This window comes from Pseudomonas alvandae (assembly GCF_019141525.1).
In the GTDB taxonomy this organism is placed as follows: Bacteria; Pseudomonadota; Gammaproteobacteria; order Pseudomonadales; family Pseudomonadaceae; genus Aquipseudomonas; species Aquipseudomonas alvandae.
The window spans coordinates 474,636-490,507 of record NZ_CP077080.1 but is presented as its reverse complement, the minus strand read 5'-3'; the positions used below and the strand labels follow the sequence as shown (position 1 = coordinate 490,507).

11 protein-coding genes are annotated in these 15,872 nt (G+C 62.7%); 2 read left to right on the top strand and 9 right to left on the bottom strand.

Annotated features, from left to right (window positions below; genetic code table 11):
• Nucleotides 1-6: 6 nt before the first annotated feature.
• The gene (locus KSS97_RS02120) at nucleotides 7-1,167 is read left to right on the top strand and encodes an AAA family ATPase (protein ID WP_217860943.1); all 1,161 of its coding nucleotides are present in this window, start codon (nucleotides 7-9) and stop codon (nucleotides 1,165-1,167) included.
• 110 nt (nucleotides 1,168-1,277) lie between these two features.
• On the opposite strand, the gene KSS97_RS02115 is transcribed toward KSS97_RS02120, so the two are convergent.
• The 9 genes from KSS97_RS02115 to KSS97_RS02075 form a co-directional block, all read right to left on the bottom strand.
• On the bottom strand, nucleotides 1,278-2,060 hold the full coding sequence (locus KSS97_RS02115) for a MetQ/NlpA family ABC transporter substrate-binding protein (RefSeq protein WP_198797022.1): 783 nt from the start codon (nucleotides 2,058-2,060) through the stop codon (nucleotides 1,278-1,280).
• 282 nt (nucleotides 2,061-2,342) lie between these two features.
• The gene (locus KSS97_RS02110) at nucleotides 2,343-3,278 is read right to left on the bottom strand and encodes a sigma 54-interacting transcriptional regulator (RefSeq protein ID WP_217860942.1); all 936 of its coding nucleotides are present in this window, start codon (nucleotides 3,276-3,278) and stop codon (nucleotides 2,343-2,345) included.
• Nucleotides 3,279-3,325: 47 nt separating this feature from the next.
• On the bottom strand, nucleotides 3,326-3,907 hold the full coding sequence (locus tag KSS97_RS02105) for an alpha/beta hydrolase (protein ID WP_217860941.1): 582 nt from the start codon (nucleotides 3,905-3,907) through the stop codon (nucleotides 3,326-3,328).
• 211 nt (nucleotides 3,908-4,118) lie between these two features.
• Nucleotides 4,119-4,364, bottom strand: coding sequence for a DUF2789 domain-containing protein (locus KSS97_RS02100; RefSeq protein ID WP_181290286.1), 246 nt, complete (start codon nucleotides 4,362-4,364; stop codon nucleotides 4,119-4,121).
• A gap of 47 nt (nucleotides 4,365-4,411) precedes the next feature.
• Nucleotides 4,412-5,395 (bottom strand): sulfotransferase family protein, encoded by a 984-nt coding sequence (locus tag KSS97_RS02095; RefSeq protein WP_217860940.1) that lies wholly within the window; start codon nucleotides 5,393-5,395, stop codon nucleotides 4,412-4,414.
• On the bottom strand, nucleotides 5,383-6,168 hold the full coding sequence (locus tag KSS97_RS02090) for an aspartyl/asparaginyl beta-hydroxylase domain-containing protein (RefSeq protein WP_217860939.1): 786 nt from the start codon (nucleotides 6,166-6,168) through the stop codon (nucleotides 5,383-5,385). Before KSS97_RS02090 ends, KSS97_RS02095 begins: the two co-directional genes overlap by 13 nt.
• Before the next feature lie 12 nt (nucleotides 6,169-6,180).
• Entirely contained in the window at nucleotides 6,181-7,692 is a 1,512-nt protein-coding gene (locus tag KSS97_RS02085) for a TolC family protein (RefSeq protein ID WP_181290289.1), read from the bottom strand.
• Nucleotides 7,693-7,735: 43 nt separating this feature from the next.
• A complete protein-coding gene (locus tag KSS97_RS02080; protein WP_217860938.1) occupies nucleotides 7,736-14,053 on the bottom strand; it encodes an Ig-like domain-containing protein in 6,318 nt (2,105 codons plus the stop codon).
• Between the two features lie 51 nt (nucleotides 14,054-14,104).
• Nucleotides 14,105-14,950, bottom strand: a complete 846-nt coding sequence (locus KSS97_RS02075; protein ID WP_030137987.1) for a sulfotransferase family protein — start codon at nucleotides 14,948-14,950, stop codon at nucleotides 14,105-14,107.
• 302 nt (nucleotides 14,951-15,252) lie between these two features.
• Between KSS97_RS02075 and KSS97_RS02070 the strand changes: the two genes are divergently transcribed.
• On the top strand, nucleotides 15,253-15,840 hold the full coding sequence (locus KSS97_RS02070; protein WP_217860937.1) for a phage tail protein: 588 nt from the start codon (nucleotides 15,253-15,255) through the stop codon (nucleotides 15,838-15,840).
• Nucleotides 15,841-15,872 lie beyond the last annotated feature (32 nt).

The window sequence follows — 15,872 nt, the reverse complement described above, 5'->3', positions numbered from 1 at the left end:
ATTCGCATGCTCAAGACCCTGGCAGTGGCCAACTACCGATCCATCAATAAACTGGTCATTCCACTGGGTCGGCTGAACCTGATCACCGGCCCCAACGGCAGCGGCAAATCCAATTTGTATCGCGCCCTTCGGCTGCTGGCGGAAACGGCACAAGGCGGTGTGGTCAATGCGCTTGCCAGGGAAGGAGGCCTGGACTCGACTTTCTGGGCCGGCCCGGAAGAAATCAGCCGGCGCATGCGCAACGGCGAAGTACCTGTCCAGGCGACTGTGCGTCAGGGCACCAAGCGCCTGCGCCTGGGATTCGCCGCTGAAGACTTCAGCTATTCGATCGCCCTGGGCCTGCCGGAGCCCAGTCGCTCGGCTTTCTCCCTGGACCCGGAGATCAAGCGTGAATGCATCTGGGCCGGCCCGATGTTTCGACCGGCCAGCCTGCTGGTGGACCGCAACGGGCCGATGGTCCGTGCCCGCGAGGGGCGCTCCTGGGATGTCCTGTCCCAGCACACCCAGACCTTCGACAGCCTGTTCGACCAGGTCGGCAGCCTGCGTGCCTCGCCGGAGGTGCTGCAAATGCGCGAGTTCATCCGCCGCTGGCGCTTCTACGATCACTTTCGCAGCGACGCCGACGCCCCGGTGCGCCAACCGCAACTGGGCACCCGCACGCCGGTGTTGCACCACGATGGCCGCGACCTCGCCGCCGCGCTGCAGACGATCCTTGAGATAGGCGACTTCGAGGCGTTGCATGCCGCCATCGGCGATGCCTTCCCGGGCGCTCATCTGCAGATCGACAAGCTGCAAGGTGGACGTTTCGCCATCGCGTTCCAACAGCACGGCCTGCTGCGACCACTGACCGCCGCCGAACTGTCGGACGGGACCTTGCGCTATCTGTTGCTGGTTGCCGCCCTGCTCACGCCGCGACCGCCGTCGCTGATGGTGCTCAACGAGCCGGAAACCAGCCTGCACCCGGACCTGTTGCCGGCCCTGGCACGCTTGATCATCCGAGCCTCGGCCAGTTGCCAGGTCTGGGTCGTGTCCCATGCCTCGCGCCTGATTGCCGCGCTGGAACAGGACGAGGACTGCAATTGCATCGTGCTGGAAAAGGACTTTGGGCAGACCGGGATTGCCGGGCAGCGCGCGTTGGATGAGCCGGCGTGGCATTGGCCGGACTAGCTCCCTCGCCACAGGTGATCACTTCCAAAGTACTTTGTTTGAGCATAAAAAAACGCCGACGCTGTATCAGCCGTCGGCGTTTGAAACCGTGAAGGGTTTTATCGGGAGAATCAGAACGCCGGCAGTACCGCGCCACTGTATTTCTTCTCGATGAACGCTTTCACTTCCGGGCTGGTCAGGGCCTTGGCCAGTTTCTGGATGGCCGGGCTGTCCTTGTTGTCCGGACGGGCCACCAGGAAGTTCACGTAAGGCGAATCCGCACCCTCGATTACCAGTGCATCCTTGGCCGGATTCAGACCTGCTTCCAAGGCATAGTTGGTGTTGATCATGTCCAGGTCAACCTGGTCTAGCACGCGCGGCAACATGGCCGATTCAAGTTCCTTGAACTTGAAGTTCTTCGGGTTCTTGGCGATGTCTTTCGGCGTAGCCAGGGCGTTTTTCGGATCCTTGAGCTCAATCAGGCCAGCCTTCTGCAGCAGGATCAGGGCGCGGCCGCTGTTGCTGCCTTCGTTAGGGATGGCGATGGTTGCGCCGTCCTTCAGCTCAGCCAGGCTCTTGACCTTTTTCGAGTAGCCGCCAAACGGTTCGACGTGCACGCCGATGACTGTCACCAGGTTAGTACCTTTGCCTTCGTTGAAGCTCTTGAGGTAAGGCAGGGTCTGGAAGTAGTTGGCGTCCAGGCGCTTTTGGTCAACTTGTACGTTGGGCTGAACGTAGTCGGTGAACACCTTGATCTGCAAATCCACGCCTTCTTTGGCGAGGGCTGGCTTGATCAGCTCGAGGATTTCGGCGTGGGGTACCGGGGTGGCAGCAACGACCAGTTTCTCCGCAGCCTGGGCCAGGCCCGAGGTCAGGGCTGCCGCCAATGCGGTGAACAACAGAACCTTTTTCATGCAGTGTCCTTATCGAAAATCACTGTCGTCATCGACGACGGCCAAAGTGAGGTGCCAGCGAAGTGCTATCGCTGACATGATGCGGAAGATACCGATATTTTTTATGCCTTAACAATATCTTTTATTCAAGTTCATATTCATTTTACTCATATAGGAAAAACGCCGCTCTTGTGGCGAGGGAGCTTGCTCCCGCTCGGTTGCGCAGCGACCGCAAAAAATCTTGGGTCCGCTGCGCGGCCCAGCGGGAGCAAGCTCCCTCACCACAGTTGAGCGGGTCCCGAGCTATAGTGTTTGGCCCCATTGATCGAGCAGCGCCTTGAGCGATTTACGCTCGGCTTCCGAACCCCGAGCGATGACCTGCGCCACCTGCCGCTCAATCGATTCCAGCGTCGATGGCTGGGAAGGCAGGTTCAGGTGCTGCGGCAAAATCTCATCACCGGCACTCACCAACAACGCAAAATGAATGACGTTTTCCAACTCACGGGTATTGCCCTGCCAATTGTGCTGTTCCAGCGCATGCTGCGCCGCTTCGCTGATCAACGGCACGGTGAACCCAAGGCGCTGGCCGTAGATGCCCAGAAAATATTCGGCCAGGGACAAAATGTCGCCCACCCTCTCGCGCAAGGCCGGTAACTCGAGTTGGCCCTCGCTCAGGTAGTGATAGAGCCGATCGTGGAATTTCCCGGCCGCCACCGCTTGCGCCAGGTCGATGCTGGTTGCCGCGACCAAGCGTACATCCACCGGGTTGGGCTGATGCGCGCCAACACGGGTGACTTCGTGGTTCTCCAGCGCCGCCAGTAACTTGACCTGGATCGGCAGCGGCAGGTCGCCGATTTCATCCAAATAAAGCGTGCCGCCGTTGGCCGAACCAAACCACCCCGCCCGGCTGCTGGCCGAACCGCTATGGCTGCCGGCGGCATAGCCGAACAATTCGGCATCGGCGTAGGTCGGGCTGATGGCGCCGCAATTGACCGAGACGAACAACCCGCCGCGATTACTCTCGCGATGGATATGCCGGGCCAGCAATTCCTTGCCGGTGCCGGTTTCACCGCGAATCAATACCGAAACCGAGCGTGACGCCAATTGCTCCAGTTCCTCGCGCAGTTGCCGCGAACGCGGGTCGACAAACACCAGCGCCTTGGCGCGTATGCTCAGGGGGCTTTTTTCCGCATCGGGAAAGGTCAGCAAGGGCTGACCAAAGGTTTCATGCAAACTCATGGCAGGCTCCCGCCCCAGGCCGCCGGGAGACGGAGGGCGTTAAAAGTTCAGGCGCGACGCAGGGCGTGATGCTCCATGCGGTTTTGCAGACGATAGAGATAAGCGAATCCCTGCTCCCAACGCTGGTGGCCGGACGTCACATTAATATGTCCCGCCCCGGCCAGGATCCCCGCCTCGGCGCCCCAGTTGCGGGCCAGCTCCAAGGCGCGAGGGGCACTGACCGCCGCATCGTTGTCGGAGCTGACCACTTGGCTGGGAAACGGCAGCAACGTGGTCGGGATCGGTGCGAAATTGCGCAACGCCGGAGCGCAGGCCGGCCGCTCCACATCTGCCGGCGCGACCAACAAAGCACCGCGAACCTGTCGCAGCAATTGCACCGGCGCGGTAGCGGCCCAATGGGCCACCGTGATGCAGCCCAGGCTGTGGGCGATGAGGATCACCGGTGTGCTATCAGCAGCGACAGCTTCTGCCAACGCGGCCACCCAATCCTCTCGCCGGGGCGTCAACCAATCGGCCTGCTCGACCCGGGTGCTGTTGGGCAGGCTGTTCTGCCAGTGGGTTTGCCAATGATTTTCCGGCGATCCTTGCCAGCCCGGCACAATCAGGTAGCGAATCGATTCGTTGCGCATGGGTTGCTCTCCTGCGTGTCTGTTCCCGGACGAGTATAAGGAGGAGAGTTATATTATTTAAGGAATAAGAAGCTATTTATTAATAGCGCAAAAGAATATCAAGAGCTGTGGGAGCGGGCTTGCTCGCGAATGCGGTCAGTCAGTTAACGGGTGCGTTGGCTGATACAACCCATTCGCGAGCAAGCCCGCTCCCACAGGTCACACATTCGCTTCAATCGCTACGGCCCTTGCGCAGCAGCACGTCGAGCTGATCCACCACCACTGCCCAGTCGGCATCTTCAAGAATTTCGTCGCGCAGCAATTGCCGTTGGCCCTCGCTCCAGAAGAAGGCGTCGGCCAGATGCAGATCCGGTTTGAGCGGCGAATGGCTGGCGATGAACTGGTCAATGCTGACGGCGTCGTCGGGCAGGCCGAGCTGTTTGAACAAGGCGGGAAGGGTATGGACCGGGGTTTCCATGGGGGCTCCTGAGCAGGGTCGGATGGCTGGGACGCTTCCCTCGAAGTCTAGTCCTTTGGCGTGGACACCGAGCCCTTTGTCTTGGCTTCGACCATTCTCAGCGACTCCAGCGATTGGTAAGGCGCTTGTGCCCAACGTTCTACCCGATCGCGCAACAGGGGCGACGCTTCTCGGCGCTTGTCCTCGCTGTCGCCCGCAAACGCCTGCGCCGGCTGCTTGGCATGCTGGCTGACCGCCGAGAAGACTTGCCCGCGTTGTTCGGTGTCCAATCGGAACAAACCGCCCAGCCTGCCGGCCATCGCCTCGGGTAATTCGTCGTAATTGACCGCCGTTCCGGCAAACGCCCGGCAGTGCTCCAGTCCCACCTGCAACAGCCGTCCCAATCGCCGCGCAACATAATCCTCCTGGCCATCAAACGGAGTTCCGTCGTCCAGCACGCTTGCCCCGATCAACCCCGGCACCATGTGCATGCCGGGACGGCGGATATGGGAAACCGCGATTTCCAGGGGCGCGCGGTACAGGAACAGCCAAGGCGTATCGGGAAAACACTCGCGCAGCAACGCCAGCTCACCGATGTTCCAGGCGTCGAGCTTGATGACCAACCGCTGTTCCACGCCTCGGCGGCGCTGCCCGTAGGCGGACATCAAGCCCTTGAGCGCCACGCACCGTTCGGCGGTCGGCAGGTCACTGCGCAGCAGTGCGTCCAGGGGCGGCGGCTCGGAGATAACGATGTGGTCGTCCAATCGGGCGAGCATCTGGCTGATCAATGTCGAGCCGCATCGGGAGGCATGGAAAATGAACGCACCGGGCTCGAGTCCCGGGCTCTGACGTTGCCACTGACCGAGAGCGTCCAGCGGCGTCTGGCGGCGGAACGCTTGGTTGAACGGCAAGCGCAGGGCTTGCTCGACGGCATCGCTGAAGAACGGCTGTGACAGTCGTTGGTCACCGAACCAGCACCAATCGACCCGCCACTGCCCCACCTCTTGCCATAGGCGGATCGGCAACCAGCCCTCCAGGTTCAGGTCTTCCACTGGTCGCTCCATTGTCGGCGACCGGTGCGCATGGCGGCGCACAGTTCTTCCCGGGTGAAATGAAACCCCTGCTCCGCCCCCAGCGCCAGGGCTGATTCGATGAACGCGTCCAGGTCCTGCAGGCCTTGCAACGTCCGGGCAAGATGCGGATCAGCCTCCACGCGCCGCTGAAAGCAGGCCAAGTCACTTTGCTTGATGCCGGCAATGGGCGTGGAGGTCAGCCCGTCGACAATCTGCTGTTCCAACCACGGTCCGGGACGGCAATCGAGCACCAAGTGAACCCGCGGCTGATCACTTCGATTAGCCACGCGATGCGGACGCGCCAGGTCAAGGAACCAGCATTCACCCGCTTTCATCGGAATGACCTGCCCGTCCAGCCAGAAATCCACGTCAGGCGGACTAAGCAGCGGAACGTGCAGGCGCAAGTCGGCATCAGGCCCGCCCAGGTCATAGTCGCGATGTTCGTGGATGCGTCCGCCAGGCCCCAACCGTAGCAGTCGAGCCGAGACAATTTCCAAGGGCCAATCGCGCAACGCCTGTCGCCAGCGCTCATCCTCCAGCCAGGGCGCACGAGGCAACGGCCTGCCGTGTCCGGGCGACAGTTCGGTCAAGGCATCGGCCGCCGAAATCAGCGCCACGCCACTCCAATCACCACTGTGATAGGCAGTATTGAAGTGGCCTTGCCAACGATCCTCTTCGACGGCGGCCAACGCCTGCAACAGCAGCGGCAGGTTTGCCGTGACGGGCAGCCGGGAAAACGCCGCAAGCGTCATCCCAGCACTCCGTTATTGCGCCACCGGCGGCGTTGCCACCGCGATGTCCCCTTGGGCCCAGGCCGCTTCGCGGTTAGCCAGCGCAGTGGCAATCGACTGCACCTCGGTCGATTGCACTTCGTTTGGCAGCGGGTCGAGGCCGGCGCTGGCAAAGATCTGCCCATAGGCGTTGCGCAGGTCGGCGTAGGCCAGGTCACGGCGCAGGTCGGCCTGCAAGGTGTTCAACTCGCCCTGGATCAGGTCCAATTCCCCAATGCCTGCGGCCTGATGACGGCTGCGCAATTGACCGACGATCTGTCCGTCGATGTCCGACAGTTGCTGGCTGGTCTTGAACTGGCGCAGCGCTTCACGGTAGTTCGCGTTGGCGACGTACAGCTGCGCCAGCACCGCAATCGACATGGCCTGGCGCCGCGCCGCCGCGACTTCTTCGCCGGCCTTGGCCACGTCGATCGCCGCCGGAGCAGAGATGACATTGAAGAGGTTCCAGGTGACTTTCACGCCATAGTCGGCCCAGCCCTGTTCGACCAGGAACGAGTTGCTGTCGTAATGTCCGCCGGCCGAGAACTCCAGGCCTGGCAGCAGGCGCAACATGGCCTTGCGGGTTTCGGCGGCGGTGATGCGGGTCTGGTAATCCTGCTCACGCAATTCAGGCCGGCTAGCCAGGGCTTCCTGTTCGAGGCGGGCCAGGTCGACCTTGAGTTCCGGAATCGCATATTCATCCTGGGTCGCCAGGGTCAGCTCAGTGCCCAGTGGCAGGTTGATCAAGGTCGCCAGTTCGGTCTTGGCCAGGGACAAGGCCCGGCGCTGTTCTTCCAACTGGCGGGTGGCCTGGATCAGCGAACGCTGGTACCCCAAAGCCTGCACCGGATCACCGATGCGCTGCTCGCTCATGCTCTGGCTGTTGCCACGTGCCGTCTCGACCCGCGCCATCAGGCTGTCGATCTGCTTGAGCAGACGCTCGGCGGCCATGGCTCGCCAGTAGGCCGAACGCACGTCCTGGACGATCGTGTTGATCACCTTGCGCCGGCGCTCCTGCACGATCAGCCGCTGGTCACCGGCCTGCTTGGCGCTGATGTAACTGACGCCGAAATCGAGGACATTCCAGACCATGGTCAGGTCCGCCACCTCACGGTCACGATCTTGAGAAGTGGACGGCTCCAGGGACTGCGTGCCGGTTTCCACGCTCTGGCTGCTGGAGGCGTTGACGTTATTGCGCCCCACATAACCTGCATCCAGGGCCATGCGCGGCAGCATGTCGAAACTGGCCAGGTCGAGTTGGCGCTTGGCCAGGGCTTCTTCCATGATTTTCAAGCGGCCTTCAAGGTTGTACTTCACCGCGCGGGCCATCGCCTGGTGCAAGGTCAGTGGTCCACTGAGGGGTTCCTGGTCCTTGTACATATTCTGCAGGTCGGTGCGGGCGCGCTGTTCGCTGACGCTGCGATCGATCGGCTCGCTGGTGACCGCACAACCGCTGACCACCAACGCCAGCAGACTCATACCGAATAACTTCTGACTTCTATTCATCCCTGGATTGCCCCTGGCTGCCGTATTTTCTTATGGGAATTTCTCAGGCCTGCACTTGGCGGGTGCCGGCCTGTTTCAAAGCCATTGCCAAGCTGTCCACCTGACGTTGCTCTGTGTCTTTGAGTTGCTGCAATTGCTGGCCCAAGGTCGGTGCGCCGAATACCCCGCGCACGCCCTGGGACGCATCGCCCCCCTTGATCGACTGGTTGTCGAACGCATCCAGCGATTCGCCATCGGAACTGGCGTCCTGGTTGAACAGGCTGGAAATCGTGCTGCTGCCAAACACCCCGCCATCGCCACCACCAAAGCCCAGGAACCCCTGGCCCGAACCATCCCCGGCGGCGTCGCTGCTGAACACCTGGGCGATATAGCTGGGCGCCAGCTCGCCCCGGTTGATGAAGATGCTGCCGATAGGATCGAGGCCACCGACATCGCGCTGCTCGAACAGCGGCGGGAAGCCCAGCGGCGAGCCCAGGTTGCCAGTCGGCGGCGTGAAGACGATCGGCTGCAACGGCACCTCGGACGGCGGGATGACCGTTACTGGGTCCGATGTCAGGAAGTCCGGTGGTGGCTTCACATCGTTGGGCACCACGGTGTCGATCGCGTAGTTGTTGGACACCGCCACGCTTGATCCAGCATTGCCCGACAGGTCGCTGACGTTACCGGTGTCCAGGGCAATGAAATTGCTTGGATCGGTGAGGTTCACCGTGGGCGTAAAGGTCGCCGTCCAGGTCTTGCCGCCGTCGCTGCTGGTCAGGTTGCTCAGTTCGCCGTTGGTGACGCTCAGGTCCGAGAGGTCGAAGTCCGTCACCGCCTCGCTGAAGGTGAAGGTCACCTGGGTCGTCTGGCCCACGCCCAAGGTCGGGTTGGCGACCACGATGGTCGCGGTCGGCCGGGTCGCATCGAGGGCATAGTTGGCGGAGATGGCGATGCCCACGCCGGCGTTGCCGGCACTGTCCTGCACGTTGCTGGCATCGAGCAGGATCAGGTTGGTGGCGTCGTTGACGCCCACCGTTGGCGTCAGGGTCGCCGTCCAGGTCAGGCCGCCGTCGCTGCTGGCGAGGTTGGACAGCACGCCATTGGCGACACTGAGGTCCGACAGGTCGAAACCGGACACCGCCTCGGTGAAGCTGATGGTCACGGTGGTGGTCTGGCCGATGCCCAGCGAGGTATCGGCCACCACGATGGTCGCGCCCGGGCGCACGGTGTCGATTGCGTAGTTGTTGGAGTCGACCACGCCGACACCGCTGTTGCCCGACACGTTGGTGACACCGCTGGTGTCCAGGCTGATCAGGTTGCTGGTGTCGGTGACATTGCTCGTCGGCGTGAACGTTGCCGTCCAGGTGACGCCGCCATCGGTGGACGACACATTGCTCAGCGTCCCGTTGCTGACGGTCAGGTCGCTGTTGTCGAAGCCGCTGACCGCTTCGGAGAAGGTGATCGTCACCTGCGACGTTTCGCCCACGCTCAGCGCGGTGTCGGCGACGACGACAGTGGCGGTCGGTACGCGAGTCTCGACCGCATAGTTGGCCGAATCAGTGGTACCGGTTCCGGTGTTGCCCGCCGCATCGCTCACCCCGGTGTTGTCGAGAATGATCAGGTTGGTGGTGTCGCTCACGCCCAGGGACGGGGTAAACGTGGCGGTCCAGGTCAGGCCGCCATCACTGCTGCTCACGGCGCTCAAGGTGCCGTTGGCAACACTCAGGTCATCGTTGCTGAAACCGCTCACCGCCTCGCTGAAGGTGATGGTCACTTGCGCCGTTTCGCCCGGTCTCAGTGATGAATCACTGAGCACGATGGTGGCAGTCGGACGCTGGGTATCGAGGGCGTAATTGTTGGAATCGGTTGTGCCGACGTTGCCGTTGCCCGCCAGATCGATGATGCCGCCGCTGTTGAGCGAAATCACATTGCTGCTGTCGTTGACGCCGTTGGTGGGCGTGAAGGTCGCGGTCCAGGTGATCCCGCCGTCGCTGCTGCTCAGCCCGGAGATCGTTCCGTTGGCGACGGTCAGGTCGCCGGTAGTGAACGCTGTCACGGCCTCGCTGAACGTGATGGTCACCAGGGAAGTTTCGCCGGCCGCGATGGCGGTGTCGGCCACGACAATGGTCGCGGTCGGACGCACCGTATCCACCACGTAGTTGTTGGAGTCGGTAGTGCCGACACCGGCGTTGCCCGCGCCGTTGATCAGGCCGGTATTGTCCAGGGTGATCACGTTGCTGGTATCGGAAATGCTCACGCTCGGCGTGAACGTGGCGGTCCAGGTGACGCCGCCGTCGGTGCTGCTCATGGTGCCCAAGGTACCGTTGCTGACGGTCAGGTCCGAATTGTCGAAGCCACTGACCGCCGAGTTGAACGTCACGGTCACGATCGTCGTTTCGCCAATGCCCAAGGTGCTGTCGGCGACAACGATGGTCGCCGTCGGCACGTTGGTATCGACCTGGTAGTTGTTGGAATTGGTGGTACCGGTGCCGGTATTGCCCGCCCCGTCAGTGATGCCGGTGTTATTCAAGGTAATGACGTTGGACGTATCGCTGACGCCGAGGGCAGGGGTGAAGGTGGCGGTCCAGGTAATGCCGCCATCGCTGCTGCTGACCGCACTCAATGTGCCGTTGGCCACGCTCAGGTCTGAATTGTCGAAACCGCCGACCGCTTCGGAGAAGGTGATGGTCACCAGGGAGGTTTCGCCCACGCTCAGCGCGGTGTCGGCGATCACGATGGTCGCAGTTGGACGTTGGGTGTCGACGGCATAATTGTTGGAGTCGGTGGTGCCACTGCCGGTGTTGCCCGCGCCATCCACCACGCCGGTGTTGTTGAGGGTGATCAGGTTCGTGGTGTCGGTGACGCCTGCCGACGGCGTGAACGTCGCGGTGTAGGTGATGTTGTCGCTGGTGCTCAGCCCGCTGAGGCTGCCGTTGGTGACGCTCAGGTCCGCCAGGGTGAAACCGGTTACCGCCTCGTTGAAGGTAATCGTCACCACTGAGGTTTCGCCGGCGCCGACAGCCGTGTCGGCGACAACGATGGTTGCAGTCGGGCGCGCGGTGTCGATGGCGTAGTTGTTGGAGTCGGTGGTGCCGCTGCCCGCATTGCCCACCGCGTCGGTCACGCCGGTATTATCCAGGGTGATGAGGTTGCTGGTGTCGCTGATGCTGGCGCTTGGCGTCAGCGTCCCGGTCCAGGTGATGCCGCCGTCGCCGCTGCTCAGGCCGGTGACCGTACCGTTGGCGACCGTCAGGTCAGCGGTGGTAAAGCCTGTTACCGCTTCGTTGAAAGTGATGGTCACCAGAGAGGTTTCGCCGACGCTCAGCGAGGTATCGCTCACGACAATACTGGCCGTGGGACGCTGGGTATCGACGGCGTAGTTGTTGGAGCTGGTGGTACCGCTGCCGGCATTGCCCGCTGCGTCCGCCACGCCGGTATTGGCCAGGATGATCAGGTTGGTGGCGTCGCTGATGCTGGCACTCGGGGTGAGCGTTGCGGTCCAGGTGATGCCGCCGTCGCTGCTGCTCAGCCCGCTCAAGCTGCCGTTGGCGACGGTCATGTCGGCCAGGGTGAAGCCCGTGACGGGCTCGCTGAAGGTAATTGTGACCAGGGACGTTTCACCGACGCTCAGCGCCGTATCGGCCACCACGATGGACGCAGTCGGACGCTGGGTGTCGATGGCGTAGTTGTTCGAGTCGGTGGTGCCGCTGCCGGCGTTGCCGGCCAGGTCGGCAATGCCGGTGTTGTCCAAAGTGATGAGGTTGCTGGTGTCGCTGGTGCTGGCGCTCGGGGTCAGCGTCGCGGTCCACGTGATGCCGCCGTCACTGGTGCTCAGCCCGGTCACGCTGCCATTGGCAACGGTCAGGTCCGCCGCGGTGAACCCACTCACGGCCTCGCTGAAGGTGATGGTCACCACCGAGGTTTCGCCCGCACTCAACGCCGTATCGGCGACCACGATGGTGGCGGTCGGACGTTGCGTGTCGATGGCGTAGTTGTTGGAGTTGGTCGTCCCCACGCCGGCGTTGCCATTGAGGTCCGCCACGCCCGTATTGTTCAGGACAATGAGATTGGAGGTATCGGTGATAGCCGTATCCGGTGTCAGGGTGGCGGTCCAGGTGATGCCGCCGTCGCTGGTGCTCAGGCCGCTGAGCGTACCGTTGGCCACCGTCATGTCGGCCGTGGTGAAGCCGGAAACGGCCTCGGAGAAGGTGATGGTCACCGTCGAGGTCTCGCCAATCCTGAGGGCCGTGTCGCTCACCACGATGGACGCCGTCGGCGCCACGGTGTCGTTGACGATGTAGTTATTCGAGTCGGTAGTGCCCACCCCGGCGTTACCGGCCAGGTCAGCCACACCGGTGTTGTTCAGGGTGATGATATTGGTGGTGTCGGCGATGTCGCTGGCTGCGGTCAACGTGCCGGTCCAAGTGATGCCGCCGTTGCTGGTGGTCAAGGTGCCAACGGTGCCGTTCTGCACCGTCAGGTCCGCCGCGGTGAGGCCGGTCACGGCTTCGGAGAAGGTGATGGTCACCGTCGACGTACCACCGGAGTTCAGGTTGGTGTCGGCCACCACGACGGTCGCGGTGGGCGGCGTCTCGTCCGGCACATAGTTGGTATTGATGGTGCCGCCATCGCCGTAGACGTTGGCCACTGACGCCGGTGAAACCCCTGCGGTACCTGCACTTGTCCCGCCTACGCCACTGCCGCCGACGTTGCCGGCCAGGGCGGCGAAGTTCGCGGCGGTGATCAGGATCGAACCTTTGTTCCAGATGGCGCCGACACCGACGCCGCCCGCACCGCCCGCCTGGAGATAGCTACCGCCGGCGCCACCGCCGCCACCGCCACCACCCGCGCCGACGTTGTTGGAAATGACCGAGTTACCAATGATCCGCAGGGTCGCGCCGGTGTCGTTGTAGATACCACCGACCGCACCGCCGCCGTCGCCGCCGAAGTTGTCATACCCGTCACCACCGCCGCCACCGCCGATGGACAAGCCACCGCTGCTGGCCGTACCGCCGGCCGAACCGGTGCTGTAGCCCGGATAGGCCGCACCGCCCGCGCCACCCGTGGTGGAACCGCCACGCCCGCCAATGTTGAAGAAGCCGCCGCCCGCGCCGCCCTGCCCGGCCGAGCCATTGGAACCTGTGGAGTTGAGCGTGTCGCCGCCCTTGCCGCCGATACCGCTACCGACCGCACCACCGCCACCGCCACCGCCACCGGCGTACTGCGGCGTCACACCGCCACCGCCACCGCCGCCTGAAGCGGCGTTCGCGGTGACCGTAACGTTGCGCAGGGTCAAGGTGCCGGCGTTGTAGATGCCGCCGCCCTGGGACACCAGCGCATCGTCGCCGCCATTACCACCGTTGCCTGCCACCATGCCCCGGGTGATCACCAGGCCATCGAGGGTGGCCGTGGTGCCGGACGTCACTTGCATGATCTGGGTGCGGTTCTGGCCGTCGAGGGTCACGTCGGCGACGTTGTCGTTATTGAGGTCGCCATCGATGGTGATGTTCTTATCGACCACCAGCACCTGGGTCAGGGCGACGGTCATGCTGGTGTTGAACGTGACGATGTCACCGTTCTGCGCGGACAACAGGGCTGCACGCAGGGAACCCACGCCGCTGTTGAGGTTGTTGGTGGCGGTCCAGGTGGCCAGGCCCCACTGGTAGTCGCTCATGGCATTGGCCGACAGCACGTTGGCGCTTTCGATGTTGCCGGTGGCGATTTCCAGGTTCCAGTCGCCGCCCAGGCCGGTGCGGTCGTCGGAAGCGGCCACGTCCCGGCCGGTGAGCTGCGCCAGCGAGTTGACCAGGCTCATGCCGCGGTCGCCTTCGGCCGTATAGCAGCCATAGATCAGGATGTCGCCGCCAGCGTTCATGTCCTTGCCGATCTGCGCCAGCACTTCGCTGCGCGCCTGGACGTTGTCGGCCGACAGGTAGCTGTTGCCCAGCCACAGATCACCGGCGTTACCGTGGGCAATGATCTGTACCGAACTGACGCCCTGGTGGGTGTCCAGGTAATCGGCGATCTGCTGCAAGCCGTCCTTGGTGCCATCGAGCTGCACCACCTCGGTACCCGGCGCCACGCCTTGCAACAACTGGGCGGAGTCCTTCACGCGGGAGTCGACGAACACCACGGACTTGCCCGGGACGGCCGCCTCGGTGGCATCGGTCTGACCCTGGGGCGCATGGCTGTCGGAAGGCTGGTCCGCCGTTGGCGTCTTCGCGGCGTCGGCGGTCGGGTGTGCATCCGGCTGCGCGGCATCGGCCACGGTCGCGGCCACCGCGCCGTCGAAGAGCATTCGCGGCTCCAGCGACATGATCATTGGCGATGCCAGGGCCTGTGCGCCCTCGGTTACCCGCGATTTGCCTTTGCTCCACCACATGACGATCACCCGGACTCGAACTTTCTTAAACGCAAATGATAAAAACCGCGATCAACTGATCGCGGCGTCGGCTTTCATGCGAATGACATTGGCGGCACTGGCCGTGCCATCGCGCCAGAACGACAATTCGGCATATTTATCGAACAGATCCGGCGGCAGCAGCGTCCGTCGGGCTTGCGGTGCAACCTTTGGCTTGACCTTGTGCAGGCCGGCAACACCCAAGGCCTGATCGAAGGCCGGGGCGTCGTAGGTCAAATGATTGAAGTCGTGCTCGAACCACGGCTCGCCGATGAATTCGTAGACCAACCGCATGACGCGCTCGGGCGCCTGGCTCAACAGATCGTAATCGACGATCAGCAGCGATTCGGCATTTTCACCGTAATAGGCTTCTTTCAACGCAGTCCAGGCGAACCCCACCAGGCGGTTGCGCTGGGCCAGCGTTTCGCAACGGCTGTAGACGGTGTTGCGCTCGTCATCGTCGTTGAACAGCTTGGTATTTTCGAAAGGGTTGGCGCGGTAGAGCCGCTCCAGGCTGTCGAGGATCCAGGCGACGTTGCGCACGCAGGCGATGGTCTTGGCTTGGGGAAACAGGTCCTGCAGGGCAGGCAGGCGCGCGCACCATTGGCGGTTGGTGTCGAAGATGACCGGTTTATCGGATTTGTCGGCGTAGTAGGAATCGAAGAGGCCGCGCAGCAGGCGCCGCCGCAGGTCGGTGTCGATCACCGATCCGAACTCGCTGCCCGCGCTGCATTGCTGCAAGACACTGCTGAACAGCGTACCGACGGGGCTGGTCATGCCGGCGTGAAAGCGCGGGTTCTGCAACAGAATCGCAGAAAGCAGGGTCGAGCCAGAGCGCGGTAGACCGGAGATAAAGTGAAACTGCGGCAATCCATTCACCTTGTTTGTAGTCCTTTGTAGCCGAAGCGTAGCCGAGGAAAAAAACTTCGCCTAGTGGTGTTTTGATATCAAACGCATCAACCCCTGTAAAAAAGATGGACGGTATCGAGGCATTCGAGACGTGAATCGATTAAGCCAGCCGAGCCGGTTTTTTCATTCGATCCGTCCGGCAAAATCAGGCATCCCCGTCTACGCTCAGCCGTGCGTGACCAGGCCAGGGGATGAAGGAGTCGGGCTGATCGCACTCTTGTCCTTCACGTGCCAGGCATTGCAAGACCCATAACCCGAGGGACGAGGAATCTATGGAAGTATTCATCGGCACTATCCAGTCATTCGCCTTTAACTTTGCACCCAGGGACTGGGCCCTGTGCAACGGGCAAACACTCGCCCTTTCCCAGTATCAGACCCTGTTCGCGCTGATCGGCGTAACGTACGGCGGCAACGGGCAGACGACCTTCATGCTGCCTAACTTGCAGGGGCGCTTGCCCTTGGGCCAGGGCAACGGGCTGGGGCTGACTCCACGGGTGATTGGCGAGGTTTCCGGCACGGAGAATGTCAGCGCAACGCTGAACAACCTGCCCAACCATACCCATGCACTCACGGGCATTACCGCTGCCACCACGCTGCAACTGGCGAACCCGGCCAGCAACCCGGTAAACACGCCGACGGCCACCAACTCGTTCATTGGCACCTCGGGCACCGGGCCAGGCTCGGCGGCGATCTATTCCGATCAGCAGGGTGCTTCGCCGGTGCCATTGCAAGGCGTGACCACGGTGGTCAGTGGCACGGTCGCCCCTACTGGCGGCAGCACGCCGATGGCAATCATGAACCCGTACCTGGCAATCAACTTCAGCATCGCGCTGCAAGGCTATTTCCCATCCCGCAACTGACCACCCGCCGGAAGGCCTCGGTCTTCCGGCTT

Excerpts from the sequence above, each read along its gene's own strand:
- KSS97_RS02085 (WP_181290289.1), bottom strand. The coding sequence starts at position 7,692 with ATGAATAGAAGTCAGAAGTTATTCGGTATGAGTCTGCTGGCGTTGGTG.
- KSS97_RS02070 (WP_217860937.1), top strand. The coding sequence starts at position 15,253 with ATGGAAGTATTCATCGGCACTATCCAGTCATTCGCCTTTAACTTTGCA.
- KSS97_RS02120 (WP_217860943.1), top strand. The coding sequence starts at position 7 with ATGCTCAAGACCCTGGCAGTGGCCAACTACCGATCCATCAATAAACTG.
- KSS97_RS02080 (WP_217860938.1), bottom strand. The coding sequence starts at position 14,053 with ATGTGGTGGAGCAAAGGCAAATCGCGGGTAACCGAGGGCGCACAGGCC.
- KSS97_RS02090 (WP_217860939.1), bottom strand. The coding sequence starts at position 6,168 with ATGACGCTTGCGGCGTTTTCCCGGCTGCCCGTCACGGCAAACCTGCCG.
- KSS97_RS02110 (WP_217860942.1), bottom strand. The coding sequence starts at position 3,278 with ATGAGTTTGCATGAAACCTTTGGTCAGCCCTTGCTGACCTTTCCCGAT.
- KSS97_RS02105 (WP_217860941.1), bottom strand. The coding sequence starts at position 3,907 with ATGCGCAACGAATCGATTCGCTACCTGATTGTGCCGGGCTGGCAAGGA.
- KSS97_RS02100 (WP_181290286.1), bottom strand. The coding sequence starts at position 4,364 with ATGGAAACCCCGGTCCATACCCTTCCCGCCTTGTTCAAACAGCTCGGC.
- KSS97_RS02115 (WP_198797022.1), bottom strand. The coding sequence starts at position 2,060 with ATGAAAAAGGTTCTGTTGTTCACCGCATTGGCGGCAGCCCTGACCTCG.